General features: G+C 43.1%; 20 protein-coding genes. 11 read left to right on the forward strand and 9 right to left on the reverse strand.

Going from position 1 to position 23,999, the window contains the following annotated elements; genetic code table 11:
- Positions 1 to 15: 15 nt before the first annotated feature.
- Entirely contained in the window at positions 16 to 867 is an 852-nt protein-coding gene (locus tag ACWATR_RS26635; RefSeq protein ID WP_460338919.1) for an alpha/beta fold hydrolase, read from the reverse strand.
- Complete coding sequence (locus ACWATR_RS26640; protein WP_460338921.1) at positions 864 to 2,117, reverse strand: methionine gamma-lyase family protein; 1,254 nt, start codon at positions 2,115 to 2,117, stop codon at positions 864 to 866. Before ACWATR_RS26640 ends, ACWATR_RS26635 begins: the two co-directional genes overlap by 4 nt.
- 90 nt (positions 2,118 to 2,207) lie before the next feature.
- On the opposite strand from ACWATR_RS26640, the gene ACWATR_RS26645 reads away from it, so the two are divergent.
- Complete coding sequence (locus tag ACWATR_RS26645; RefSeq protein ID WP_460338923.1) at positions 2,208 to 3,029, forward strand: acyl-CoA desaturase; 822 nt, start codon at positions 2,208 to 2,210, stop codon at positions 3,027 to 3,029.
- A gap of 291 nt (positions 3,030 to 3,320) precedes the next feature.
- Positions 3,321 to 4,373: a fatty acid desaturase gene (locus ACWATR_RS26650; RefSeq protein ID WP_460338925.1), complete on the forward strand. Its 1,053-nt coding sequence runs from the start codon at positions 3,321 to 3,323 to the stop codon at positions 4,371 to 4,373.
- A 96-nt stretch (positions 4,374 to 4,469) separates the two neighbouring features.
- On the opposite strand, the gene ACWATR_RS26655 is transcribed toward ACWATR_RS26650, so the two are convergent.
- Positions 4,470 to 4,598 carry a hypothetical protein gene (locus ACWATR_RS26655; protein ID WP_257798020.1) on the reverse strand — a complete coding sequence of 43 codons (129 nt, stop codon included), beginning with the start codon at positions 4,596 to 4,598 and terminating at the stop codon, positions 4,470 to 4,472.
- Here ACWATR_RS26655 and ACWATR_RS26660 point away from each other — a divergent pair.
- The 4 genes from ACWATR_RS26660 (at position 4,592) to ACWATR_RS26675 (ending at position 8,823) form a co-directional block, all read left to right on the forward strand.
- A complete protein-coding gene (locus tag ACWATR_RS26660; RefSeq protein ID WP_460338928.1) occupies positions 4,592 to 5,671 on the forward strand; it encodes a fatty acid desaturase in 1,080 nt (359 codons plus the stop codon). The two genes, ACWATR_RS26655 and ACWATR_RS26660, sit on opposite strands and share 7 nt — an antisense overlap.
- A gap of 556 nt (positions 5,672 to 6,227) precedes the next feature.
- Entirely contained in the window at positions 6,228 to 6,923 is a 696-nt protein-coding gene (locus ACWATR_RS26665) for a LabA-like NYN domain-containing protein (protein WP_460338930.1), read from the forward strand.
- Between the two features lie 95 nt (positions 6,924 to 7,018).
- Positions 7,019 to 7,729, forward strand: coding sequence for a response regulator (locus tag ACWATR_RS26670; RefSeq protein WP_460338932.1), 711 nt, complete (start codon positions 7,019 to 7,021; stop codon positions 7,727 to 7,729).
- Positions 7,730 to 7,734: 5 nt separating this feature from the next.
- On the forward strand, positions 7,735 to 8,823 hold the full coding sequence (locus ACWATR_RS26675; RefSeq protein ID WP_460338934.1) for a sensor histidine kinase: 1,089 nt from the start codon (positions 7,735 to 7,737) through the stop codon (positions 8,821 to 8,823).
- A 5-nt stretch (positions 8,824 to 8,828) separates the two neighbouring features.
- On the opposite strand, the gene ACWATR_RS26680 is transcribed toward ACWATR_RS26675, so the two are convergent.
- The 3 genes from ACWATR_RS26680 to ACWATR_RS26690 all read right to left on the reverse strand — a co-directional run bounded on the left by ACWATR_RS26680 (position 8,829) and on the right by ACWATR_RS26690 (position 11,602).
- The gene (locus ACWATR_RS26680) at positions 8,829 to 8,951 is read right to left on the reverse strand and encodes a hypothetical protein (RefSeq protein WP_460338936.1); all 123 of its coding nucleotides are present in this window, start codon (positions 8,949 to 8,951) and stop codon (positions 8,829 to 8,831) included.
- 244 nt (positions 8,952 to 9,195) lie between these two features.
- Positions 9,196 to 10,077: a succinate--CoA ligase subunit alpha gene (locus tag ACWATR_RS26685; protein WP_460338938.1), complete on the reverse strand. Its 882-nt coding sequence runs from the start codon at positions 10,075 to 10,077 to the stop codon at positions 9,196 to 9,198.
- A 298-nt stretch (positions 10,078 to 10,375) separates the two neighbouring features.
- On the reverse strand, positions 10,376 to 11,602 hold the full coding sequence (locus ACWATR_RS26690) for an ATP-grasp domain-containing protein (protein ID WP_460338940.1): 1,227 nt from the start codon (positions 11,600 to 11,602) through the stop codon (positions 10,376 to 10,378).
- A gap of 814 nt (positions 11,603 to 12,416) precedes the next feature.
- On the opposite strand from ACWATR_RS26690, the gene ACWATR_RS26695 reads away from it, so the two are divergent.
- From ACWATR_RS26695 to ACWATR_RS26705, 3 genes are all read left to right on the forward strand, one after another.
- On the forward strand, positions 12,417 to 14,186 hold the full coding sequence (locus ACWATR_RS26695; RefSeq protein ID WP_460338942.1) for a hypothetical protein: 1,770 nt from the start codon (positions 12,417 to 12,419) through the stop codon (positions 14,184 to 14,186).
- Between the two features lie 413 nt (positions 14,187 to 14,599).
- Positions 14,600 to 14,932, forward strand: coding sequence for a hypothetical protein (locus ACWATR_RS26700; RefSeq protein WP_460338944.1), 333 nt, complete (start codon positions 14,600 to 14,602; stop codon positions 14,930 to 14,932).
- 241 nt (positions 14,933 to 15,173) lie between these two features.
- Positions 15,174 to 17,666 (forward strand): filamentous hemagglutinin N-terminal domain-containing protein, encoded by a 2,493-nt coding sequence (locus ACWATR_RS26705; RefSeq protein WP_460338946.1) that lies wholly within the window; start codon positions 15,174 to 15,176, stop codon positions 17,664 to 17,666.
- A gap of 303 nt (positions 17,667 to 17,969) precedes the next feature.
- Here the strand turns inward: ACWATR_RS26705 and ACWATR_RS26710 are convergent, their stop codons facing one another.
- Complete coding sequence (locus ACWATR_RS26710) at positions 17,970 to 19,001, reverse strand: hypothetical protein (RefSeq protein ID WP_460338948.1); 1,032 nt, start codon at positions 18,999 to 19,001, stop codon at positions 17,970 to 17,972.
- Positions 19,002 to 19,163: 162 nt separating this feature from the next.
- Between ACWATR_RS26710 and moaA the strand changes: the two genes are divergently transcribed.
- Entirely contained in the window at positions 19,164 to 20,150 is a 987-nt protein-coding gene (gene moaA, locus ACWATR_RS26715) for a GTP 3',8-cyclase MoaA (RefSeq protein WP_460338950.1), read from the forward strand.
- A 120-nt stretch (positions 20,151 to 20,270) separates the two neighbouring features.
- Here moaA and rpsD read toward each other — a convergent pair whose 3' ends face one another.
- On the reverse strand, positions 20,271 to 20,879 hold the full coding sequence (gene rpsD, locus ACWATR_RS26720; RefSeq protein WP_069071263.1) for a 30S ribosomal protein S4: 609 nt from the start codon (positions 20,877 to 20,879) through the stop codon (positions 20,271 to 20,273).
- Positions 20,880 to 21,477: 598 nt separating this feature from the next.
- Between rpsD and ACWATR_RS26725 the strand changes: the two genes are divergently transcribed.
- Positions 21,478 to 22,116 carry a hypothetical protein gene (locus ACWATR_RS26725; RefSeq protein WP_370684465.1) on the forward strand — a complete coding sequence of 213 codons (639 nt, stop codon included), beginning with the start codon at positions 21,478 to 21,480 and terminating at the stop codon, positions 22,114 to 22,116.
- Between the two features lie 357 nt (positions 22,117 to 22,473).
- Here the strand turns inward: ACWATR_RS26725 and ACWATR_RS26730 are convergent, their stop codons facing one another.
- Positions 22,474 to 23,571 carry a TIGR03032 family protein gene (locus tag ACWATR_RS26730; RefSeq protein ID WP_460338953.1) on the reverse strand — a complete coding sequence of 366 codons (1,098 nt, stop codon included), beginning with the start codon at positions 23,569 to 23,571 and terminating at the stop codon, positions 22,474 to 22,476.
- Between the last annotated feature and the right edge of the window lie 428 nt (positions 23,572 to 23,999).

Raw genomic sequence — 23,999 nt, forward strand, 5'->3', positions numbered from 1 at the left:
ACGAATTAGTAATTATTATTGACTACCAATTACCTGCGGATGTTCTTCCAGCCAATGGTCAATGTCCCTGAGCATCAGTTGGGGAACTTCCCACGGGAAAAGATGGGCGGTGTTGGCATAGCACTGCCACTGAGAATTTTGGAGATGTTGAGCAGTTTGTAAGCTGGAATCAGATGTGATGTGGCGGTCTTGCTCACCAGCAAGTACTAAACTAGGACATTGAATTTGCTGCAAATCTAAAAGTCGGTTGTATCCCGATTGAATTGCACTATAGAGAGCGCGAGTAGCAGCAGGAGAGGTTTGCAAATAAGCTGGTACTGCTTCCTTGGCGATGTAGTTGTAAGTAGTAGATGTATGTTGTTGGATTAAGTACCGGAAAAGCGATCGCTTACCAAAAGTTTCAATATTCCATTGCCAACTCGGTTTTATATAGTTCAATAAGGCAGCAACACCAGTATATAAATTATCCTGCCAAGTTATAGGAGGATGACTGCCACGGGGTTTTGCGGCTGTCGCCACCAAAATCAGCCCAGTAATCCGCTCTGGTAAACGTAATGCCAACTCCATTGCTAGAATGCCACCAAGTGACCATCCCAATACTAGGCACTTTTCAATCTCCAAGCGGTCTAGCAGCGCTTCTAAATCAGTCAAATGATCATTCATCTCAAAATTGCTATTGCAGCGACTTTTGCCGTATCCACGTAAATCAGGGGCAAAAGTTTTGTAGCGTTTTGATAAATGATTGGTAAAGACAGAAAGACTACGACCAGAACCAGGATGACCGTGTAAGCCCAAAATTGGAAATCCTTGACCTTGGATGTAGACATTCAGGCGTGTAGCAGTAGTACGATTATAGCGATCGCTCATTCCTTACGATTCTCCTGTCTATCAATACTGCCAACTGCATCGATCGCAGCCTCCAGTGCGATCGCCACATGAGTCCAATGAGTCCCCCCTTGGCAATAAACCACATACGGTTCACGCAAAGGCCCATCGGCTGATAATTCCAAAGTACTCCCTTCAATAAATGTCCCCCCAGCCATGACTACCTTGCTCTCATAACCCGGCATTTCATCTGGAATAGGGTCTAAGTAGGAACCGATGGGAGAATGCTGTTGTATTGCTTTACAGAAAGCAATTAGCTTTTCAGCAGAACCAAGTTTAATTGCCTGAATTACATCTCCACGGGGAGCCAAGGGAGCGGGATTTACTGGATAACCGAGTTGATCAAATACATAACCAGTCAGATAAGTCCCTTTCATCGCCTCTCCCACCATTTGCGGCGCTAGAAATAAACCTTGGAACAACAGGCGATTTTGGTCAAAAGTAGCACCGCCATAACTCCCGATACCAGGAGCAGTGAGGCGACAGGCAGATGCTTCTACTAAGTCGGCGCGACCGGCAACATAACCGCCAGCGCTGACAATAGTACCACCAGGATTTTTAATCAATGACCCCGCCATTAAATCAGCACCTACGGCTGTAGGTTCCTTTGTTTCAATAAATTCGCCGTAGCAGTTATCCACAAAGCAAACGGTGTTCGGGTTTTGCTGTTTGACTAAGTGAACGATTTTTTCTATATCGGCAATTGATAAACTAGGACGCCAAGAATAGCCACAAGAACGCTGAATTAAGACTAAACGAGTGTTTTCAGCCACACTCGTTCTTATTGCTTGCCAATCGATCGTTCCTTCGGGGGTTAGCTCCAATTGGCGGTAATTTATGCCAAACTCGATAAGGGAGCCTTGACCTTGACCCCGTAAACCAATGACTTCTTCAAGCGTATCGTAGGGAGAACCGACCACTGCTAACATTTCATCTCCGGGACGGAGAACACCAAACAAAGCACAAGCGATCGCATGAGTTCCCGAAACGAACTGCACTCGCACCGCCGCAGCTTCAGCACCCATAACTTCGGCAAAAACTTTATCTAAAGTTTCTCGTCCTAAATCATCGTGACCATAGCCACTTACACCAGCAAAGTGGTGTGCGCCTACACGGTGATTACGAAAAGCATCCAGCACTCGTTTTAGATTATGCTTGACCTGAGTGTCAATTCCAGAAAAAATTTCTAATAGTGCCTGTTCTGCTTGCCGCAGCTGTTCTAAGCTGTTCATCAGTTCCTCGTTCAAAAAAAATTAAATTATAGATATGCGGATTTTAAGATCCCACATACTAGGCTGGAAAATTCAAATTCAGGTTACTGCATGACAATTGCTACTTCAACCAAACCTCAAATTAACTGGGTTAATACCCTGTTTTTCATTGGACTGCACATCGGCGCTTTATTTGCCTTTGTTCCTGGTAACTTCAGCTGGACGGCAGTTGGTGTGGGTTTATTGCTGTACTGGGTAACAGGTGGTTTAGGAGTTACTCTAGGATTTCACCGCCTTGTCACCCACCGCAGTTTTCAAACTCCCAAGTGGCTAGAGTATCTCCTGGTTTTCTTCGGCACACTCTCGTGTCAAGGAGGCCCAATTGAGTGGGTAGGGACACATCGCATTCATCATTTAAACTCTGATACTGACACAGATCCCCATGATTCCAATAAAGGCTTCTGGTGGAGCCACATGGGTTGGCTGACTCATTATTGTCCCGCTCACGCTGATGTTCCTCGTTTCACCAAAGACATTGCCGAAGACCCAGTTTATCAGTTTTTAGAAAAATATTTCATTTTGATCCAGGTTGCTCTGGGTGTATTGCTTTTGGCTCTGGGTGGCTGGCCGTTTGTTATTTGGGGAATTTTTGTTCGCATTGTTTGGGTTTACCACTGCACTTGGTTGGTGAACAGCGCTACTCATAAATTTGGCTATCAAAGCTATGATTCTGGTGATAAATCGACTAATTGCTGGTGGGTAGCCGTACTAGTTTTCGGTGAAGGCTGGCATAATAACCATCATGCTTTTCAATACTCAGCTCGTCATGGGCTGGAATGGTGGGAAATAGATTTAACCTGGATGACAGTTCAATTGCTACAAGCAGTTGGTTTAGCTACTAATGTGAAGTTGGCCCCAACAAAAACTAGTTAGGAGCTAGGAGTTTGGAGTTTGGAGTTACGTGAGGGTGTGAATCAGACGTTGAAATGTTTTGTTGCCGTCGATTTTTATGAGACAAGGAGCGTTTCTAGTTCACATCAGGCGTGAGTTAAGAATCTAAACTCCTAACTCATCACTCCTAACTCCTAACTTTTCAAAAGTTTATTTACGGGTGCGCTTGTGTCGGTTAGGTTGCTATAATCCGAAGCGCTAATATTAAGAAATTTTGCGGCGAGCCACTTTTTTAGTGACTTGGTGTAGGAGTTTGTTGTTTTTCAGGTGTTCATGACTACATCAATAATTAATAGCCAGAAACTAAGTGACGAGCCTGGTAATTCCGACTTCCGGCTCAAAGATATTGTCAAAACCCTGCCACGGGAATGTTTTCAGCAGAGCCGTCGCAAAGCGTGGACACAAGCATTGCTCAGTGTCTTGGCAGTTGCCTTGGGTTATTACAGCTTGATTATCACTCCTTGGTTTCTTTTGCCCCTAGCTTGGATTTTTACGGGCACTGCTTTAACAGGCTTTTTTGTAATTGGACATGATTGTGGTCACAGGTCTTTTGCCAAACGTCGTTGGGTAAATGATTTGGTGGGGCACTTCTTCATGATGCCGTTAATTTACCCCTTTCACAGTTGGCGCATTAAGCATAATTATCACCATACTCATACCAACAAGCTGGATGAGGACAATGCTTGGCATCCAATCAGACCAGAAGTGTTTGAAAACTGGGATACAACCCGGCAGTCTGCTTTTAAGTTGTTCATGCGTAAACGCCTCTGGTGGGTAGGTTCCATTGGACATTGGGCTGTGGTGCATTTTGATTGGCGGAACTTCAAAACTAAAGACCAATCGAGTATCAAGCTTTCTGTAGCTGTAGTAGTTGTGTTTGCTGCGATCGCTTTCCCGCTTCTTATCGCCACAACTGGTATCTGGGGATTTGTCAAGTTTTGGCTAGTGCCCTGGATGATTTACCATTTTTGGATGAGTACTTTTACCATTGTTCACCATACTGCCGCAGATGTTCCTTTTGCGACAGCGAACAAGTGGAACGAGGCTCTAGCACAACTATCTGGCACTATTCATTGCGATTATCCGCGTTGGGTAGAAGTTTTGTGTCACGATATCAATGTTCATGTCCCTCATCATATTTCCACAGCTATTCCTTCTTATAATTTGCGGTTAGCTTACAGCAGCATCAAAGAGAATTGGGAGCCTTATCTCCATGATGAGTGTCAGTTTTCTTGGCCTTTAATGAAGCAGATTACAGACCAGTGTCAACTGTACACAACTGATGTTGGTTATAAGACTTTTGACGAGCATTATACAGAGCAATAAATAGCGCTGTGATTACACTCACGCTCTTGAAGCAACGAGAGCGTTTATCATGCTGTGTTTAAATAGAATCTGGCAATTGTTTAATGACTAAAATTGTTAGGTAAATTGCCAGAAATTATCCTCTTTTGTGTTAGCGATCGCTAGTTTCGTGGGCATCCTAGAGGTGAGATTATTTTGTCTCAAATCAAGTTCCGATTTATATCTAACAAAAGAATCCAGTGCCATTAGATACCATCACATTCAATAATCCTCCTGGCGGTGAAACGTCTGAGGATGCGACTAAATTGCCTTTTACTCTTCAAGATTTAAAAGCTGCAATCCCTGCTGAATGCTTTCAGCCCAATGTGACAAAATCACTTTTTTACTTCTTTCGTGACATCCTGATTATTGGTCTGCTTTATGCAGTTGCTTCTTACCTGGATTCTTGGCTTTTCTTCCCGATTTTCTGGCTAATGCAAGGAACGATGTTTTGGGCTTTGTTTGTAGTCGGACATGACTGCGGACACCAATCTTTTTCTAAGCAGAAATGGCTCAATGATTTGATTGGACATCTTTCTCACACACCAATACTTGTTCCTTATCATGGTTGGCGGATCAGCCACAGAACACATCACAAAAATACTGGCAACATCGATAACGATGAAAGCTGGTATCCTGTGACAGAATCACAATATAAGGAGATGCCTTTAGCCCAAAAGATCGGCAGATATTATGTTTTTCTATTGGCTTATCCTGTGTATTTGTTTAAGCGTTCTCCTAATAAAGAAGGCTCCCACTTTTTGCCCAGTAGTTCTCTTTTCAAGCCATCGGAAAAATGGGATGTCCTCACTAGTACTGTACTTTTGATTGGCATGATAGGTTTGCTCGGTTTCCTCACCTACCAATGGGGTTGGATGTGGTTGCTGAAATATTATGCTGTACCCTACCTTGTGTTTATAATTTGGCTCGATTTGGTGACATTCTTGCACCACACTGAGCCAGAGCTTCCCTGGTATCGTGGAGAAGATTGGACTTTCTTGAAAGGTGCGATTTCTAGTATTGACCGTGATTATGGTTTGGTTAATCATATCCATCACGATATTGGTACTCATGTTGCTCACCACATATTCCTTAACATCCCTCACTACAATTTGCTGAAGGCAACTGAGGCAATAAAACCAGTAATGGGTGAGTATTTCCACAAATCGGAAGAACCCATTTGGAAGTCATTATGGCACTCATGTGTCAGCTGCCATTTTGTACCTGATACTGGTAGTAAGGTTTACTACACATCTAACAACAAGTTAGCTAAAGACTAAGATTTAGAATCCCGACTTCTTTAAAGAAGTCGGGATTCTGGTATTTTCGTCAGTGCTGATCACATTAAAGATTACTTAAATACCTGGGTACAACTTAACTTTTGAGGTGCGTTGGCGTAGCCCGCCGTAGGCATCACATATTGCATTATTAGTGCTTCTAACTTTGTAAGTATTTGAGCGTCTTTAGCCTGTGTTAAATCTAAACTTACTGACTCCAAGGTTATTAAAATGCAGAGGTAAAATAAAATATAGATAGATGACGTTTGCGGAGCTTTCCCCCTATCCTGACAAAAAGAATTTATTTTCTCCCCAGACTCTTGCTGTCTTGGTGGGTAAAGACTAACATATTTGTGGACAGAGGCAACATCTCGTTAAACTATCCCTGGGAAAAGTGACAAACTCTTGGGCTGTCTACTTTGAATTTTATTGAGCGTCAGTTAAGTTTATCTGCATGTAGTGACTTAAGATCATTATCTGCTGGGTTTGTAAATCAGCACAGACTATACTATAGAGAATTTACCGAAAAATTTTTCTAGCTTTAAAATAAGAGGTATCAATGATTATAACTAATTTTAGCAAACAAAGAAATGAATTTAAGGAATCTAAAGTACTCAAAGCTAAACCCCATTGGCAAGGGCAGAATTTGAACGATAATGCTGTCAAAGGGAAAGATACCAAGATGCGAGATCCTGCACCTGATAGTTCGATTTTTAATAGCTTAAATCGTGGTCGAGTTGCTATTTTTATTGATGGCTTAAGTCTGTTTCATACAGCTTTGCAACTGGGCATAGAAATTGACTATGTTAAATTGCTTTGTCATTTAACCAACGGTTCAAGACTGTTGCGTGCTTTTTTCTATACTGGGGTTGATCTCAGCAATGAAAAGCAACAGGGTTTTTTGTTGTGGATGCGTCGTAATGGCTATCGTGTAGTGGCAAAAGAGCTTGTCCTGGCAGCAGAGAATTTCAAAAAATCAAATCTGAATGTAGAAATTGCTGTAGATATGATAACTTTAGCTCCTTATTATGATACCGCGGTTTTAGTCAGTGGGGATGGAGATTTAGCTTATGCTGTAAACGCTGTCAGCAGAATGGGTGTTCGAGTGGAAGTGGTGAGTCTGCAAACAACGACTAGTGAAAGTTTGATTGATGTTGCCGACTGCTTTATTGACCTCGATAGTATTAAAACACACATTCAAAAAGATTCTAATCTTGGCTATAGTTATCGAACAGCGTCAAATTCAAACCTTTAATTAATAAAGAAGATGTAGTGATACAAAGACGCAGTCAAAGAAGATGCGTCTTTGTGTCTTCTTCAGTCTTTCCATTTTGCTCAACCTGAATTTAAATGGATATTTTAATAGTTGAAGATGAACCAGAAATTGCTCATTTAATCGAACTCTCTTTACAAAAAGAAGGATTTTTTTGTCGCACTAGCCGCGATGGTCTGAATGCTTTGCAGATGTTTCAGGAGCAACCACCTGATTTAATCATTCTAGATTTAATGATTCCGGGTTTAGATGGGTTGGAAGTTTGTGCCAGAATTCGCCAGAAAGCAGGTGCAAAAGATCCTTACATTTTGATGCTCACGGCTAAGGGTGAAGAAATCGATCGCGTCATTGGTTTGTCTACTGGTGCTGATGATTACATGGTCAAACCCTTTAGCCCCAGAGAACTAGTCGCTAGGGTACGAGCACTATTACGGCGTAGTCTCCGCCAAGGGGGACAACATCAAGTCAATCGTACCCAACATTTTATTGTCGATGTAGACCAGCGCACTGCCAGTCGCCAGATGAATTCTCAGGACGTTGAAATTTTGGACTTAACTACCCTAGAATTTAATTTGCTAACTACCTTTGTCAGCAATCCTGGTCGAGTTTGGAATCGCACCCAACTAATTGATAAACTTTGGGGAGATAACTTTTTTGGCGATGAACGAGTGGTGGATACTCATGTAGCTCGGTTGCGAAAAAAGATTGAGCCTGATCCGGCAAATCCCACTTTTATTAAAACTGTTGTTGGGGTGGGCTACAAATTTGAAGATCCTCTGGTAGCATAAATCTTATGAAGATGGGGCTGAGAGGACGCCTATTTTTCTCCCACTTAGTAGTAATGATCGTGGGAGTAGCAAGTCTGGTGAGCATCAGCAAAATCTCTTCCCCCCATTTGTTTGTCTTGCATTTGGAACGATTAGAAAACCGGGGGTTCGACTTAATCAATATCCGCACTGAATTGGTTACAGGATTTGAATTTGCTTGGCAACGAAGCACTATTTGGTCAGTCTTAGTCGGCACCACCGCCGCCGGAGGATTGAGTTACTGGGTATCCAGACGGATTATGCGGCGGTTGACCGAGATGGAACAAATCACCCAAAAATTTGCTGCTGGTCAGATGGATGCACGACTACCTGTATCTGACATTCCTGAACTCAGTGGACTGAGTGCTAGTTTCAACCGGATGGCAGCTAGTTTAGAAGGGGTTGAAGCGCGGCGGCGAGAAGTGATTGGAGATATGACCCATGAACTACGAACACCGTTAACTGTAATGCGCGGTTACTTGGAAGAACTAGCTGATGGGGAAATTGAAGCGTCTCCTGAAATCTATCGGCGTTTAGCTAAAGAAACTAGACGTTTAGAGCGGTTGGTGAACGATTTACAAGAACTATCTAAGGCAGAAGCGGGTTATCTGCCAATTAATATCCAACGGGTAAATCTGCGTCCGTTGTTAGAGTCATTAGTGGAGAAATTTACCGACCAACTGCTAGAAGATGGGCCAGTTCTGCTCTTAAAATGTCCATCTATCCTACCTTTCGTATTGGCAGATGTTGACCGTACAGAACAGGTGTTGGTTAATTTGCTAGGTAATGCAGTGCGTTACACTAACGAAGGTTCAATTACCATTAGTGTTGGGACTGAAGCATCTCAACTCTGGATTGCGGTTGTGGATACAGGCATTGGTATTGCTCCAGAAAATTTGCCTCATGTGTTTGAACGCTTCTGGCGAGCCGACCAATCGCGCGATCGCCATTCGGGAGGTACTGGTATTGGTTTAACTATTTCCCGTCGTTTAATTGAACTACAAGGCGGTCAAATTCAGGTAGAAAGCGAATTGGGAGTTGGCAGTACGTTTCGGTTTTTTCTGCCTTTGGCTTGAGTGAGTTAAAACCCTTGAGATACAAGGGATTGACATAAGGTAGTCATGGCTGTGTCATACCCAATTGCTAATTTGAAACTATCCAAAATCTTGGTTTGTTGATGAATGCCGAGATTTTGGAAGTGCATAGAGTGTAATAATTATGTCTACTTTTGTTCTGGCTGCTTTTTTGGTTAGTTTACTCAGTGTTTCGGGTTATGCTGCGATCGCCTACCTGTTCCCTCAAAATCGCTCATTAAAATAATTCGTAATGACGCTCCTGCGTCGCTACCGCTTCGCTAACGTAATTCGTAATTCGTAGTTAAGAATTGAATTACGAACTTGTACTGAGCGTCGCCGTTGGCGCAGCCTCTCCAAGAGTTGTATTAGTAATTAGTTAATTTCCTTTCTCAATAATTCTGGAATTTGAGAAGGGCGTTCAGCTACCGGAACTTCCGCTTCTTTTAAAGCAGCTAATTTACTTTGGGCTGTGCCAAAGTTAGAATCGCGTCCGATAACCGTTGCTAAAGTCCCGGTTTGACGCCAAGTTTTTCCTGGTGGTGCTTGTCGGCCGGCAATGTAGGCAATTACTGGTTTATCAATTGCTTCAGTAATATATCGGGCTGCTGCTTCTTCACTACCACCACCAGGTTGACCGACTAAAACGATCGCTTGTGTGGTTTCATCCTCATCGAGAATTTGCAGCCATTGCAGAAATGAGGAACCAACGATCGCATCACTACCAATACTGACACTAATCGATTGTCCTAAACCTGCTTTTGTTAATTCGTAGGCGATTTCGTAAGTAAGAGTACTGCTACGACTCACGATCCCCACAGAACCAGGGGTATAAAATTCACTAGGTTGAGTCCCTAAAAGAATTTTTCCCGGTACAATGATCCCCGGACTATTTGGCCCGATTACCAAAGTTTCACAGGCTTCGGCTTTGCGAAGTAATTGCACCATATCCAAAGGCGGCACGCCAGCAGTGATAATAATGATCTGGCGAATATTAGATGCGATCGCTTCTAATGCCGCATCTAAGACATCGTAAGGATCTACACAAATAATTGTCGTGTCAATTGCCCCAAATTGTTCTATTACTTCCTCTACTAAATCAAATACTGGCAGTCCATGCAATTCCTGTCCGCCGCATCCAGGATTGACACCAGCTACTAAATTTGTGCCATAAGCTTTCATTTGAGCAACATGAGTGCTTGATATAAATTCACAAAAGCCTTGAATTAAGACTTTACTTTCTGGCGTTAGGTTCATAAAAAATTACCGTAAGTTTGGCAACCCAGGGCCTAAAAGCACTGGGCATAGAAACGACACTTTTACGGTGTCGTATTGATTCAATTTTTACTGAAATTCCAAAAACCATTCTTGAGGTTGAGTATTCCAAAAGTGGTAAAATCCGCCTCTAGCTATGAATTATTCAGTTTGAATGTACTATATAATTTAGTCCCAGGAAGCAAAGCTGTACTTAGTTTCAGCATCAAATTCAAAAACTTATGCCCTGCGGTCAAAATTATTAATTTTTGATTTTCGAATTGGAAAAAAATGACATTCACTACTTCTTATTAACCGTTGGTTTAGCAAGAAGAACTGCTGCCGCTACTGCCTCATCTAAATTTTCTACCACGAGGAGCGCATCAGTGGGGGTTTTTAGTGTTGCTAAGTATTTTCTAGCAGCCTTAAATTCAGAACCAGCAAGACGGACAAGCAAGGGTGTAAAATTTCGCTCTCGGCTATTTTTACTGCCATTAGAATGTACAACCTGTGATTGAAGTTCGCTATTTTCCTGCTGCACAAATCTGGCTATAACTTCAGTCACTTCCTCAATTTGAGGAATGCTACCCAGAAAGTTAATTAGTATTACTTGAATACTCTTGTCAGCCTCCAGGATTTTTAGACTTGTCTCTAAGCGATCGCGGAAGGTAGTTGGTGTAGTATCTGTAAGGAAAGCATGACGTAGATTCAAACAAACGCCTGGATTGCCACCAGCATTAGCGACTAAATCTAAAGTTGCCATCACTGAACCAGTACCATTACCTAAAATACCGATTTTTCCGTGCATCTTTACACCATTCCAGTTGCCTAAAATACTGTTGATTTCAGTACTGCTATGACGACTGATAATTTTTGCCGCCATCTCGGCGAGATCGGGATGACGCTTGATCGCCCGTTCGTTGACCCTGACTTTACCATTAAGAGCCATAACTTGACTAGTAGCGCTGACTGCCAAGGGATTAATTTCGACTAAATCCAGGTCTTTTTGGATAAATAACTGGTACATCTTCTCCACAACGCTGCTTACCGACTGCATCAGGGTTCCTTGCAAACCCATTTTTAAAGCCAATCTTCGGGCATAAAATGGCGAGAATTCTTGTTCTACGACAACATGGTGCATTCTTTCCCCAGCGGATTCCCAATCGATGTCTGCTTCTTTGCAACCTAAAAGTACTGGTCGGCAGACAGCGGTATCTAAAACTACTGCGAGATAAAATTCCTGGTTGGCGTCGTATTTAGATTCTGCCAGCACAACTTCCGGCAATTCGCCCCATATTGGTAAACTAAAGATATTTTGAGCAGCTGCGATCGCATCGATAGTCGTTTGGGCAAACCTAACTCCACCTGCTTTTGCCCGTTCTGCGCCATGTACTTGAGATTTCAGTACAATTGGAAAGCGAATTTTTAAACGTTTCAAATCTGTAGGATGGTCAATTCGTTGGGAAGGCAATACCGGAATGCCTATCTTCCCAAACCATTCTTTAACTTGGTACTCTAATAAATCCATTGATACACCTTAGTATTGACACTTTCCAAGCTTTTGGTTATTGCTGTCTTAATATTTTGCAGCACCTTTATGGCGGTTCTCGACAAGCGGGAAGTACAATTTTGACCTTACTTCCATTCCTCTCTCCTAAAAGGAGAGAGAGTTTGAATTGTTCCCCCTTCCCGCGACGAGTTGGGGGTTAGGGGGTTAGGTCTATTTGCATACCTGTACCTCACTGGATTAAAAATGGCTATATTACATAATTAAGCTTTTGGCAGCTATAAAAACTTATTTTTCACGGATCAACTTTATCGAATTCAGCAAATGAGGTACATTAATTTCGATAGCCAACCTGTTTGTGCCAGAGCCACAACACTTAATTAATCTCTTCAGTAGGTTTCCCAGCATAGAAGATAACTAGCATTTCTGTCAAAACCCTATGACATAGCATCATTTCCTTAACCTCTGGATAATTTGGTCACAACTGCTCTGCAACTAGAATTTTGCAAAGCAGTAGCTTCTGTGAATTTTATTATCGCGAAATAATGCAGTGAGAATACTCAAAAATTCTATTATTCCCATTTTTTATTTGTAATTTATATCTGAAGACAGATTATTTAATTTTGCATCTAGCGCTATTAAAATGTAGCGACGCAAACAATAACTGCTTTTTTTATTTTTGGTGAAAAGTCAGAATTTGTGTTAGAAAGTTGGTCGTTCAGATTTTCAGGCTGTGGTTGGTTAAACTGTGCATTTGCATTCAACAAACCGAGAAAGTTCGTTTCATCCTCTTAAAAATAATCAAAACAATATAGAAATTCAGCGGGAAAGCTCTATGAAAGTAGCAGTCCAGCAGGAAGATTTACAGCTTTTAGCCAAAACTTTGCAGGAACAATTACTTGCAGAAGTCTCAACGGCTGAAGTCTTCGAGGTTAAGTGTGCCGTCAATAAAGACGAGTTAATGATTTTAACGCAACACGCATCAGATGTAATAGTTGATGCTCAACTAATTTTTGCAGTCATTGAAGAAGTACTTCAGTCTCTAGCACCCCGCAAAGAACAGCGAGTGCAATGTTTCCTCAGAGTTTTTGGTGAACAACTCCCTTATGCCAAATGTTTTGTGGCTCTGAAGCAGACGGAGGAATGGGGGGATAGAGAGATGGGGAGATGGGGAGATGGGGGAGCAGGAGAAGATGAGGAAGCAATATCTTATTCATCCTCATCGGCTCTGACATATTTTCCATCAATTGATGAGACTGATGAAGAAGAACTGTTTGATCCGTTTGCAGATGTGCCGAATTTGTCGGCTTCAAGGCCAGGATTCCAAGTCAAACCGATTCTGCTGGGTGCAGTGTTGGTGGGAATTGTCGTTTTAGGTAGTGGTACTTACTTCTTGACTCGCCCTTGTGTGATGTCCGAGTGTCAAGAAATACAAAATGCCGCACAATTAAAAACAAAATCTCCGCAACTGATGCGCCGCGCCAAGTCTGAAAAAGAATTAGTTGCTGTACAACAGAAACTTGCAGCAGCCAGTGCAGCCCTGAATGTAATTCCTAGTTGGTCACCTCGTTACCAGATGTCAGAAGAACTAAAAGTAAGTTTGTCTGGGCGGTCAGAAAAAATCAACCAGGTGGTCAAGGCTTTGCAGACAGCATCTTTGGCGATACAAAAAGTTCAAACTCCTGCATCTAGTCTAGAGGAATTACAGGCTAGACAACACTTATGGCGACAGGCTATAGCCCCACTAGAAGCTGTAAGTTCCAGTAGTGAACTCTATGGACTGGTGCAAGGTAAATTACTTAATTATCGTGTCCGTTTGCACGCTGTAAATCAGCAGATAGCTACTGAGGAAAAATGGCTGAAAAAAATAACAGCAGCAAAAGCTGTTGCTGTTGCAGCCGAAAAGCGGGAAGCTACTGCTAAATCTTTGAATGACTGGCAAAAGGTGCAGTCTACTTGGCTGGTGGTAGTTAATACCTTGAATACCATTCCCCGGACTAGTGCTGGATACCAAGATGCCCAAAAGCTGATGGTAGATTATAAACCTAAGTTAGTAGTAGCACGCGATCGCGCTACTAAAGAACGATTAGCTGTTAAAAGCTACCAACAAGCCCTTAGCACCGCCAACCAAGCCAAAGTATATCAGCAACAAAACCAATGGCAAGCTGCGGCGACATACTGGGATCAGGCTTTGCAAACTGCTAAACAGATTTCGGAAGATAGCTTGTACTACACTCAGGCTCAGTCTCTCATTGAACCCTATTCAGCAGCCCTCAAACAAGCACAAGAAAAAGTACAAGTTGTTAGTAGTTTCCAACAAACCCGCACTGACTTAGATAAAACCTGTATTAATGGAATTCGGATTTGCACTTTTAGTATGGACAATGCAGGAATTATTGTCCGGTTAACCCCTGAGTATGACCAACTCAGGCAAAATAACTTGGCTAATCCTTATTCTGAGAACTCGGATACTGCTGTTGACGTGACCAATCACTTGCAAATCTTACGGGAAGCTTTAGCTGTAATTAGTGACAATGCCAATGTGTCCCTTTTTCTCTATGATTCTCAAGGTCAGGTAATTTATACACGGACTTTAGGCGGGTAAGTAAAAAAATTAGGAATTAGGAGTGAGGAGTTAGGAATAGGTTATGACCTTGATATAAGCGATCACTCCTTCTGCTCAAATCAGGTGTGGTGCGTTGGCGTAGCCCGTCGTAGACATCGCTTTTTTGCTATGAATTTCACATAAAGCGATCGCTTCTTGTACTCAACTCAGATGTCCGTACACTGACGTAGCCCACCGTTCGCGTAGCGTTCGGCTACTCAATTCTCTTGAGTGATCAACGGTCAGTAGCTAGATTCATCAACGCTTTAAGGAAATCCGGCAGAAATATATGAAGTTTTGTTACGTAATGCGTAATTATAACTAGCCAAGCTGAAGTTGATAATTATGGGAGTTCGCAAGAGCTTTACAAGATAAATTTATACATTTACCACTCTGCAAGGAAAGTAAAATTCATGGAATCTCAAACAGCACAGTCAATAGTCATAGATGATCACACATTACAGCAGTTACAAGATGAAATTAAGCAGGAAATGCTTAATTTACTGAGTAACTCTAATTTAAGCAAGATACTCGAAAAATACGGTATCCCAGCACAAGATGTTCTTAAACTTCAGTATACACTCGACCTAAATCAACTCCAATCTAATGACGTTGATGTACATCAGCAAACCAAGAAATTTTTGCAAGCATTTCCAGACAAGAAATTGAATACATTCTGCATAGTATTGCGTAAGCCTTGCCCGATAGACAACAACCCTGATGGTTGCTGGATGGACTGTCAATAAGAACATCAAAATTTAAATAAGTTTACTAATATCCAATTAATACCTACTTATTGACAAAGATTTAGGCATAGAAGCTTTGCGGTTGCACCTTGCCAGTCTGAGGAGATAAATTCTTTGTCAAGTCTATGGTAGTCATGGGGAAGGTCTAAATTGAAAAGCTGGTAACTCTTATCTTATCCGCTTGTCCCACATTTTTCCTAATTCATATTCGGTGTAAGAAATCGATTAAGGTGCAAATTCTATGATGTATCAAAGCCGAAGCGGTCGGTACTGGAAGTTACGTCTAGTGGGTGTTTTGGTATTTACTGGAACACTTGCTTTTTCTGGAAGTCGTGCTTTGTCTCAGATTACACCGGATGACACCTTGGGATTTGAAAATTCAATTGTTACACCCAAGGTGATTGATAGACTCCCTACTGACCAGATCGATGGTGGGGCAATTCGCGATACGAACCTTTTCCAAAGCTTTGAACAGTTTTCTGTTCGCACTGGAAGCGCAGCTTATTTCAACAACGCCGCAGATATTAAGAACATCATTACCCGAGTAACAGGTAAATCTATTTCAAATATTGATGGAATTCTTAAAGCTAATAATCAAGCTAATCTGTTTTTGATTAATCCTAACGGGATTATTTTTGGGCCCAATGCTTCTTTAAACATAGGCGGTTCATTTGTAGCAAGTACAGCGACTAGCCTAAACTTTGCTAATGATACTAAATTTAGTACTACAGATCCCAAAACCATACCTCTACTGATAGTAAGTGTTCCCACTGGCTTACAATTCGGAGCAAATGCAGGTATCATCCGCAATCAATCCCAAGCTAGTCCAAATCAAGCAACTAATCGCTTAAATGCACCCGTTGGTCTACAAGTGCAGCCAGGTAAAACCTTGGCACTTATAGGCGGTGACGTAACATTGGAGGGCGGAAATTTAACGGCAAAGGGGGGACGAATTGAGCTAGGAAGTGTTGCTGGCAATAGTCTGGTCAGTCTGAAGCCAACGAACCAAGGTTGGGTCTTAGGTTATGAAGGTGTCCAGAATTTTCAGAACATTCAACTCATGCAGCGAACTGTCAACAGTTCTGCAAAGCCATCTCAGGTAGATGTTAGTGGCGAAGGTAGTGGCGATATTCAGGTGCAGGGTAGGCGCATTCTGTTAACTGGCTTTTCACAGATTTTAGCTAATACCTTGGGTTCCCAATCAGGAGGAAATTTAACGGTGACTGGCTCAGAGTCCGTGGAATTAATTGGCCCCGGCACACCGTTGACGGCTGTGACTTTTGGTGCAGGAGACGCTGGAGACTTAACGATTACAACTGGGCAGTTGATTGTCCGCAATGGAGCACAAGTCAGAAATGGAGCACAAGTTGGGAATGTAGAACAAAGCTTGGGTTCAGGAGGAAAATTGACCGTAAACGCCTCAGATTCTGTGGACTTAATCGGTGGTTTCTCCTTTGGTCGTAGTTTTTCATTCAGTGGATTGTTTAGTGGAACTCCCGATGTTGGAAATGCTGGTGATATAACGATCAATACTGGAAAGTTGCGTATCCAGGGTGGGGCACAAGTAACAACACAGTCTTCAGGAACGCTAGCTTTTAATAAATATTTCCCAGCTACAGGGAAAGGAGGAAATTTGACTGTAAACGCCTCCGAGTCTGTAGAAATAACTGGAGTTTCACCTAATGGTTCTACATCCAGTGGCTTGTCTGCTTTTACTAACGGCCCTGGAGATGCAGGGAAAGTGAGAATAGATACAAATAAATTAATTATCCGGGATGGGGCTACGATAACTGTGAGCAGCGGACTTCCAGGACTTCCACAGGATGTAATCTATCAAGGGGATGTAAGCAATCTAGGAGCAGCCGGCAATCTAAATGTAACTGCTCGCTCCATATTTCTAGACACCAAAGGAAAACTCACGTCTAATAGTGAGTCAGGTAAAGGCGGTAATATTACGCTACAGGTGCGGGACTTATTACTGATGCGCCGCAATAGTCAAATATCCACTAATGCCGGGGGTGATAAAACTGGCGGTAATATCACCATCAATGCACTTAATGGCTTTGTTGTCGCCACTCCCTTTGGAAATAACGATATAACTGCCAACGCCTTTTCTGGCTCAGGTGGTAAAATCACAATCACCACTAAGAATATCTTTGGATTTGTGCCCCGCACTCGTGCAAGTGTAGAAAGGCTTGATCCAACAGGTGCAATCAACCCGAATAACCTGCGAACAAGTGACATCACCGCATTTTCTCAGCAAAACCCTTTATTAAATGGCACTGTACAAATCAACTCACCAGATGCTGACCCCAGTAAGGGATTAGTGGAATTACCCGTAAATCTGGTTGATGGTTCGCAACAAATTGCTGCTGGTTGTGATTCTGGTGAAAGAATAGCCGGAAGTTCATTTATTGCTACTGGGCGTGGAGGATTAGTAGCCGATCCCACGCAGCCATTGATAGCTGAGGATGCAGTGCTGGCAGATTGGATCACACTCTCTCCAGAGAGTCAGAAACGTGCTAGCGGTATTCAGAAAAAAGCGGTTGTTCAGGCGCAGCGAAACACAGAAGAAAAATCACAGAAAGCTAATTCTGTCAATGAACCTACTCAAATTGTAGAAGCCCAAGGGTGGGTTACAGATGCCAATGGTAATGTGGTTCTGGTCGCTCAAGTACCCACTGCATCGCCCCATAACTCCTCGCTCACCGCTACATCTTGCGCTGCTAATTAAAATTGCTGGTCAACTTTATAGCCAAGGCGAATGGAATTCGCGGCTACACAAACAAAGTCCGCCTCCACGGACTAAGGTAAAATTGAGAGCTTGAAACCCACGGAGGTGGGTTTTGTCGGTGTAGACGCGGTTTATAACCGCCCTTTTGACTTCGCGGCCATGCGCGATGCCTATTCCCTAAGGGGACTCCAAGAAATAAATTATCCAATATTGTGGGGTGGGCATCTTGCCCGCCATATAAACTGGGCGGGCGAGACGCCCACCCCACAGGAGTTAATTGGATATTTTTTTATTTGGAAGTTCTTAACTCGTCTCCTGAATTTGCAGACGTACAGTGTGTTCAGTCGCACCACTAAGTTGCAATTCCATGATTTCACCACCCAGAGGTTCCAAGCAAGTGAGGAGCGATCGCAAGTTGGGTGTACTTGCACCAGTATCTACATATAATCGATCTGCTAGATTACCGATCCGTTTCCAAGTCATGTACAATTTAGCGATCGTTTGTTCAATCTGCGACGCTTGATTTACCAAATCAGCAGCAATGCTCAAACAGCCGACTCTTTGCGCTTCTTCTAAGGCTGTTTCAATATCAACATTTTCCTGCGTTAGCGCCTGAACTTGAGCCGCCCCTTTGAGATATTTCGCCAAGTTACGCGCTTCGGTAGTTACCTGTTTCAGCGTATCCACATCAGGATTGGCAGCTATTTCTTTCTGGATAAACTTTTGATGCGATTCTGGCAGTTTTTCCATTTCCTTCACCAGTGGGGCGATGTAGCGCGGGGGAAGGGTGTTATCTGCTGCTTTTTCCTTGACTGCTTCAGGTAATAAATCTGAGGACATGGCTGTCCATTCATCGCTAAGTTGACGGACTTCGCGCCTGGTGATGCGATCGCCTTTTTGGGCGGCTTCACTCACCATCTGTTGCACTTCTGGGACAGCTTTGGAGGTTTCCACAAATGCCCGTTTACTGAAATTGTTCACAGAACCAGGGTCAAGTTTACCGTCTTCGATCAGACTATCAGCACTATTCGCCAGTTGAATCCAGGAGTATGCTTGACTTTTGCTGATTTCCCGCTCTTTTAGCCATCGTAGAAAACCAGTACCGCGTCCGTCGCCACCGACTTTCTCTCTGTCGCGGATAGCCCGTAAAATTCGCCCCCGCCAGATTTCAGTTTGCAAATCAAAGCGATCGCATACCTGCCAAGCTATTTCGAGCTGCTGTTGAAAATCTGACTCTAAAATCTGTTCATCTTCTGGATCGGGCAGTTCAAAGCTGATATCTGCTGGCTGTAGTAACGCAGCAGCAAGGTCGTTGATGGAGTCGGTATCTTGCACGATTGATGACTAACTAGTGGATGCGATCGGCTTATTATGCCACAATCTGCGGACTCTCACTTAAGGGGGAGTGCGGTATTTTGAATTACAACAAATATAGTATGAAGGGGTAAACCACCTCAGTGAGGTCTTTCCTTGATCAGAGAGAATAAAAATAAAACGATGAACCAGGTAGACTACCTCCGCATTAGTTTAATCGATCGCTGTAACTTTCGTTGTCAATACTGTATGCCAGAGGGAGTAGAACTGGACTATATTCTCAAGCAACAGCTGTTAACTGATGAGGAGTTGCTCACCTTAATTCAAGAGGTATTTATTCCAGTCGGCTTTAATCGGTTTCGTTTGACTGGGGGTGAACCATTATTGCGCCCCCGTGTGGTGGATTTGGTAAGAGCGATCGCTTCTTTTCCCCAAACTCAAGACCTTTCAATGACCACCAACGGTTTTTTGCTGGCTCCGATGGCGAAAAACCTCTACAATGCTGGTCTGCGACGAATTAATATTAGTCTGGATTCTCTTGATCCCGACATTTTTGATCAAATTATTGGTAATCAGGGCCGTTCTCGTTGGCAACAAGTTTGGCAGGGAATTCAAGCTGCCCATCAAGTTGGATTCGACCCGCTGAAGCTGAATGTGGTAGTGATTCCAGGTGTGAATGACCACGAAATTCTAGATTTAGCCGCCTTAACGATTGAAAAACAGTGGCACGTTCGATTTATCGAATTTATGCCCATTGGTAATGTGAATTTATTTGGCGATCGCGGCTGGGTATCTTCAGCCGATTTACGGCAACAAATCCGCGATCGCTGGGGCTTGACAGAATCACAAGTTCGTGGTTTTGGTCCTGCTGATGTATTTAAAATTCCCGGTGCGAAGGGGACACTGGGATTTATTAGTCAAATGTCAGAATGTTTTTGCGATCGCTGTAACCGGATGCGCCTAAGTGCCGATGGCTGGCTGCGTCCCTGTTTATTGAATGAAACTGGTCAAATAGATTTAAAAACTGCTCTGCGTTCTGGCACTAGCACCGCTCAATTACAAGAGCAGGTGAGGCATTTACTCGGAATCAAGCCAGAAATTAACTTTAAAGGGCGCGATTCTGGCATTTTAGGTACATATACACGCACCATGTCGCAAATTGGCGGTTAGTCATTTGTCCTTCGTCCTTTGTCATTTGTCCTTCGTCATTTGCTTAGACTAGTGGATTGTGCGTAAGTCCTAAACTAATGACAAATGACCAATGACTAATGACTAGGGACAAATGAATAATTACGCTTGTCGTGAGTAGTACTCAACCACAAGTAGTTCATTAACTTGTAATGCCACCCATTCCCGTTCAATAACGCTGTTGACTTTACCAACCAACTTATTTTTGTCAAACTCCAAATGACTGGGGAGGTTTGCCAAACCGGGATATTGCAAGTTAGCTTCTACCAACTTCCGTGATTGTGCCCGATCCCTGACTGCAATTGTTTCACCAGGACGGCATTGGTAGCTGGCAATATTCACCACACGACCGTTAACAGTTACGTGACCGTGATTTACCAGTTGACGAGCGGCTGGGATAGTTGGGGCTATACCCAAGCGGAAAACGGTATTATCCAAGCGCATTTCTAGCAATTGCAGCAATACTTGTCCGGTAGAACCAGTAACACGTCTGGCTTTACGCACATAGCGGAGCAATTGTTTTTCAGTCAAACCGTAGTTGAAGCGGAGCTTTTGCTTTTCTTCTAAACGGATGGCATACTCAGAACGTTTTTTACGGTTCTGACCATGCTGACCAGGTGGGTAAGCGCGTCTAGCGCTTTTACGAGTCAATCCTGGTAAATCGCCCAAGCGGCGTACAATTCTGAGGCGGGGCCCTCTATATCGGGACATGAGTTTCCTTAATCTAATCCTGTTTAAACTTTACCGAAACATTCAATTTTGACACTCCCCTAATTTTTAATCAGGGGATTCTTGGTTTTTTGAAGCTGCTTACCGAGGTAAGACGTATCTCAATACGGTTCGGTTAAAGGGGAAAGGGGAAAGGGGAAAGGTTTTAAATACATCCTTTACCCCTTACCCTTTAACCTTTTCCCAGACCACAAGGAAAGTTCATTGTGCTTATCCGAACCGTATTGAGACGTATCTCACCAAGGTAGACGCATCGATTTTTGCGCCAGTTGCTTTTAATCGGTAAACCCGACAAACTAGCCTCCAAGCCTGAATTCCGACCTGTCACGCCGTACTCCTGCCCATAACTTTTTTGTGTTTATTTAGTTTCGTAGGCTACTCAATCATCAGATTGGTTTACTTAGTATTCTTAACTTTGAAATACTTTTTACGTTGCCTACTTATCTTTCAAACAGTTATAGTAACACAATTTCCGCCATAATTAATTATGTCTATACCTTGCTCCCGCTGAAATTCTTTAATTGCAGAGGATTTTTAAAAGATTTAAGTTAGCATAACTTTGGGTGTTTGGAGAATGGCAATGTCAATGAGCAAAAAAGTGGTTAACAGAGGGAAGAACAAACAAGCTAGTTCAACCTCCAGGAATTTAACAATACCAGTTTTGGCTATAGCTGGATGGTTGACAACGATCTTACCCAATACAGCGATCGCAGCTTCCTACAGCAATGATTATAGTGTCTGTGCTGGTCGCCTTTTGAGCGTGGGTGTAACGGCAGAAGCGGCATCAGAAGGTTGTGCAGCAGCACTGCGTCCCAGGGATTTGGCTGCTTGCGTGGTCAAAATTGATAAGGAAACCGAAATTGCCGCCACAGATGCCCTTTCTTCTTGCGGGAAGGCCCGGCGTCCTGAAGAGTTAGCTACCTGTGTAGTTGGCGTCAGCTTAAATACTAAGGAGGAAGCTAATCCGGCAGTTTTAGAGTACTGTGGACGTAGTTTGTTACCCGTGCGTTTTGGCCAGTGTGTGGTTGGCTTGCGTAGTCAAATCGACTTTCCCGCTACTCAAGCGCTAGATACCTGTATCAGTGCTGATGATAGTGTTGTTGGCGCTTCATCTTCATCTACACCGCCTACCGTAATTCCTGCGGGATCAAATCCAAGTATCGAGAATACCCCATTTCCAACGCAACCGCTTGTTCCAGCGCAACCAGGTACTAATTAATTGACAGTGCTTTGTGTAATTGATTGAAAATACAGGTTGAATACAGAGTTGGCTATTTGCCAACCCAATTCAGGCACTACCAAAACATAAATCATCTGATCTACTACTATTTCTCAGATACAAGGTTGGGTTGAGCAACAGCGAAACCCAACCTTATATTACAAAGCTTCCAACTGACTGGGTAATTTACTTTTGCTGACTATATAGCAAAGATTAGGCAATTACAGTATCAATACTTCTCGGTTAATTACTTTTAACTCGGAATCTGGTTTGGGGAAAAGGTTAAAGGTTAAGGGGTAAAGGTTTTTTCTTTTCCCTTTCTCATTCCCCTTTCCCCCAAAACCCGACAAGTATTGATTACACTATCACCGCACTCGGTCGCAGCCAGTAGTTCAACTCTGGAGCAGTAAATGCTTGGCGGATTTCTTTTCGTTCCTGATTCAAAACCATCGGACGCTGCACACCAGCAAGAAACTGCACATCATAAAGTTCTTGAGTGCCTGCGGTGAACTTCAGCATACCCACCTGCTGCCCATCTCGCAAATCTACAATTGCCACGCCACACAGCAATTGCTCAAACCGTTGAGTAATGGGCAACCCTCCAAAAATATGCCGTTCCCGAATCTGGCATAGTCCCACTAGGGCGTAATACCCGACGCAGCACAACCCCCGCAGAAATCCAGGGAGTACACAGACTACCTGTTTGTCTCCTGATTCTGGATGAATGCGCCATACTTCCCCAGCACCAGAGTTGAGTAACCATAAAAACCCGTCATGCCAAATTGGGGAATGGGGCATTGATAATCCATCTACAATAATTTCATTGCTCTCTACTTCCACCACGACTCCACCGTTGGCTTTACCCGGTCGCCATCCGCCGACGGTATCTGTCGTACCGAGAGCAGTCACATACTTGGGTTTGCCATCCACCATCGCTAACCCATTCAGGTGACAGCGGTCTTCTGGCACTACTTCGGAAATAAATTTGGGATGCCAGCGCGGTACAAAGCTGAAGTCTGGACTCAAGGTAGAAAGACAAGAAAAACGGGTGTTGACAATCCACAGCCCTTCTCTGCCAAATTCCAGGTCGTGAATGTTCAGGTCGCCTGTAAAGTATGTCATTCGTGGCAGATAAAGGGCATCGTACCGTCCAGGCTGGTCTTCTAAAAACTCATAAGCTAAGGCGGGGGCATTGGCTAATAAACAGACTTCGTGATGACTAGCCAGTGCCAGTCGTGAACCATTCACTGCCAATCCCATTGGTTTGGAAAATTGGCGTAACAGCATAGTAATCTGTTGTCCATTCCAGCCTACTAGTGCTAGTTTCCCGGCTTGGTAGGTGGTGATGGCAACTGAACCTCCGGCTTGACTCAGCCAGGAGATAAATCCGGGATCGGCATCACACTGAATTAAGTTATTCTCTTCTGGGGCAGTAGTGTTAGAGGTGGTTAACATAAATCAAATTTTGTTGGGGCAATAATGTTATGGTTTAGACTTAGTCAAGTATAAAAACGGTTAAACAAAACTAAATCCATTAAGAAGTAAAATTAGTTACCAATAAAAAACCTGTAGCAGCAACAACACTGAAAGGAATCGCCCGCCGATAACAGGTCGCACCGCATCAAGCTGCAATGTATCAAACCTTGCAGACATTTTGACCTTAGTTGTTTTTAGAATGTTTTACTGGTAAGTATTGTTTGGGTGACTAATGTATGATAGTGACTTTTTATTTAAAACAAATCAGTATATATATTGAAGATAAGTTTAGTCAAAACTTGAATTATTTGCAATAAACAATACTATAGGGGCGCACAGGTAGGTGTGCGCCCCTATTGGTGATTCTGATTCAAATAAATAAAAAATTCTATAATACTCCTCTCCAA

The organism is Nostoc sp. UIC 10890, from assembly GCF_054786515.1.

Bases quoted from the DNA above. Each gene is read 5' to 3' on its own strand.
- ACWATR_RS26650 (WP_460338925.1), top strand. From the start codon at position 3,321: ATGACTACATCAATAATTAATAGCCAGAAACTAAGTGACGAGCCTGGT.
- moaA (WP_460338950.1), top strand. From the start codon at position 19,164: ATGAACCAGGTAGACTACCTCCGCATTAGTTTAATCGATCGCTGTAAC.
- ACWATR_RS26665 (WP_460338930.1), top strand. From the start codon at position 6,228: ATGATTATAACTAATTTTAGCAAACAAAGAAATGAATTTAAGGAATCT.
- ACWATR_RS26645 (WP_460338923.1), top strand. From the start codon at position 2,208: ATGACAATTGCTACTTCAACCAAACCTCAAATTAACTGGGTTAATACC.
- ACWATR_RS26655 (WP_257798020.1), bottom strand. From the start codon at position 4,598: ATGGCACTGGATTCTTTTGTTAGATATAAATCGGAACTTGATTTGAGA.
- ACWATR_RS26635 (WP_460338919.1), bottom strand. From the start codon at position 867: ATGAGCGATCGCTATAATCGTACTACTGCTACACGCCTGAATGTCTAC.
- ACWATR_RS26700 (WP_460338944.1), top strand. From the start codon at position 14,600: ATGGAATCTCAAACAGCACAGTCAATAGTCATAGATGATCACACATTA.
- ACWATR_RS26675 (WP_460338934.1), top strand. From the start codon at position 7,735: ATGAAGATGGGGCTGAGAGGACGCCTATTTTTCTCCCACTTAGTAGTA.
- ACWATR_RS26730 (WP_460338953.1), bottom strand. From the start codon at position 23,571: ATGTTAACCACCTCTAACACTACTGCCCCAGAAGAGAATAACTTAATT.
- ACWATR_RS26670 (WP_460338932.1), top strand. From the start codon at position 7,019: ATGGATATTTTAATAGTTGAAGATGAACCAGAAATTGCTCATTTAATC.
- ACWATR_RS26640 (WP_460338921.1), bottom strand. From the start codon at position 2,117: ATGAACAGCTTAGAACAGCTGCGGCAAGCAGAACAGGCACTATTAGAA.
- ACWATR_RS26705 (WP_460338946.1), top strand. From the start codon at position 15,174: ATGATGTATCAAAGCCGAAGCGGTCGGTACTGGAAGTTACGTCTAGTG.
- ACWATR_RS26680 (WP_460338936.1), bottom strand. From the start codon at position 8,951: ATGCACTTCCAAAATCTCGGCATTCATCAACAAACCAAGATTTTGGAT.
- rpsD (WP_069071263.1), bottom strand. From the start codon at position 20,879: ATGTCCCGATATAGAGGGCCCCGCCTCAGAATTGTACGCCGCTTGGGC.
- ACWATR_RS26690 (WP_460338940.1), bottom strand. From the start codon at position 11,602: ATGGATTTATTAGAGTACCAAGTTAAAGAATGGTTTGGGAAGATAGGC.
- ACWATR_RS26695 (WP_460338942.1), top strand. From the start codon at position 12,417: ATGAAAGTAGCAGTCCAGCAGGAAGATTTACAGCTTTTAGCCAAAACT.
- ACWATR_RS26685 (WP_460338938.1), bottom strand. From the start codon at position 10,077: ATGAACCTAACGCCAGAAAGTAAAGTCTTAATTCAAGGCTTTTGTGAA.
- ACWATR_RS26725 (WP_370684465.1), top strand. From the start codon at position 21,478: ATGTCAATGAGCAAAAAAGTGGTTAACAGAGGGAAGAACAAACAAGCT.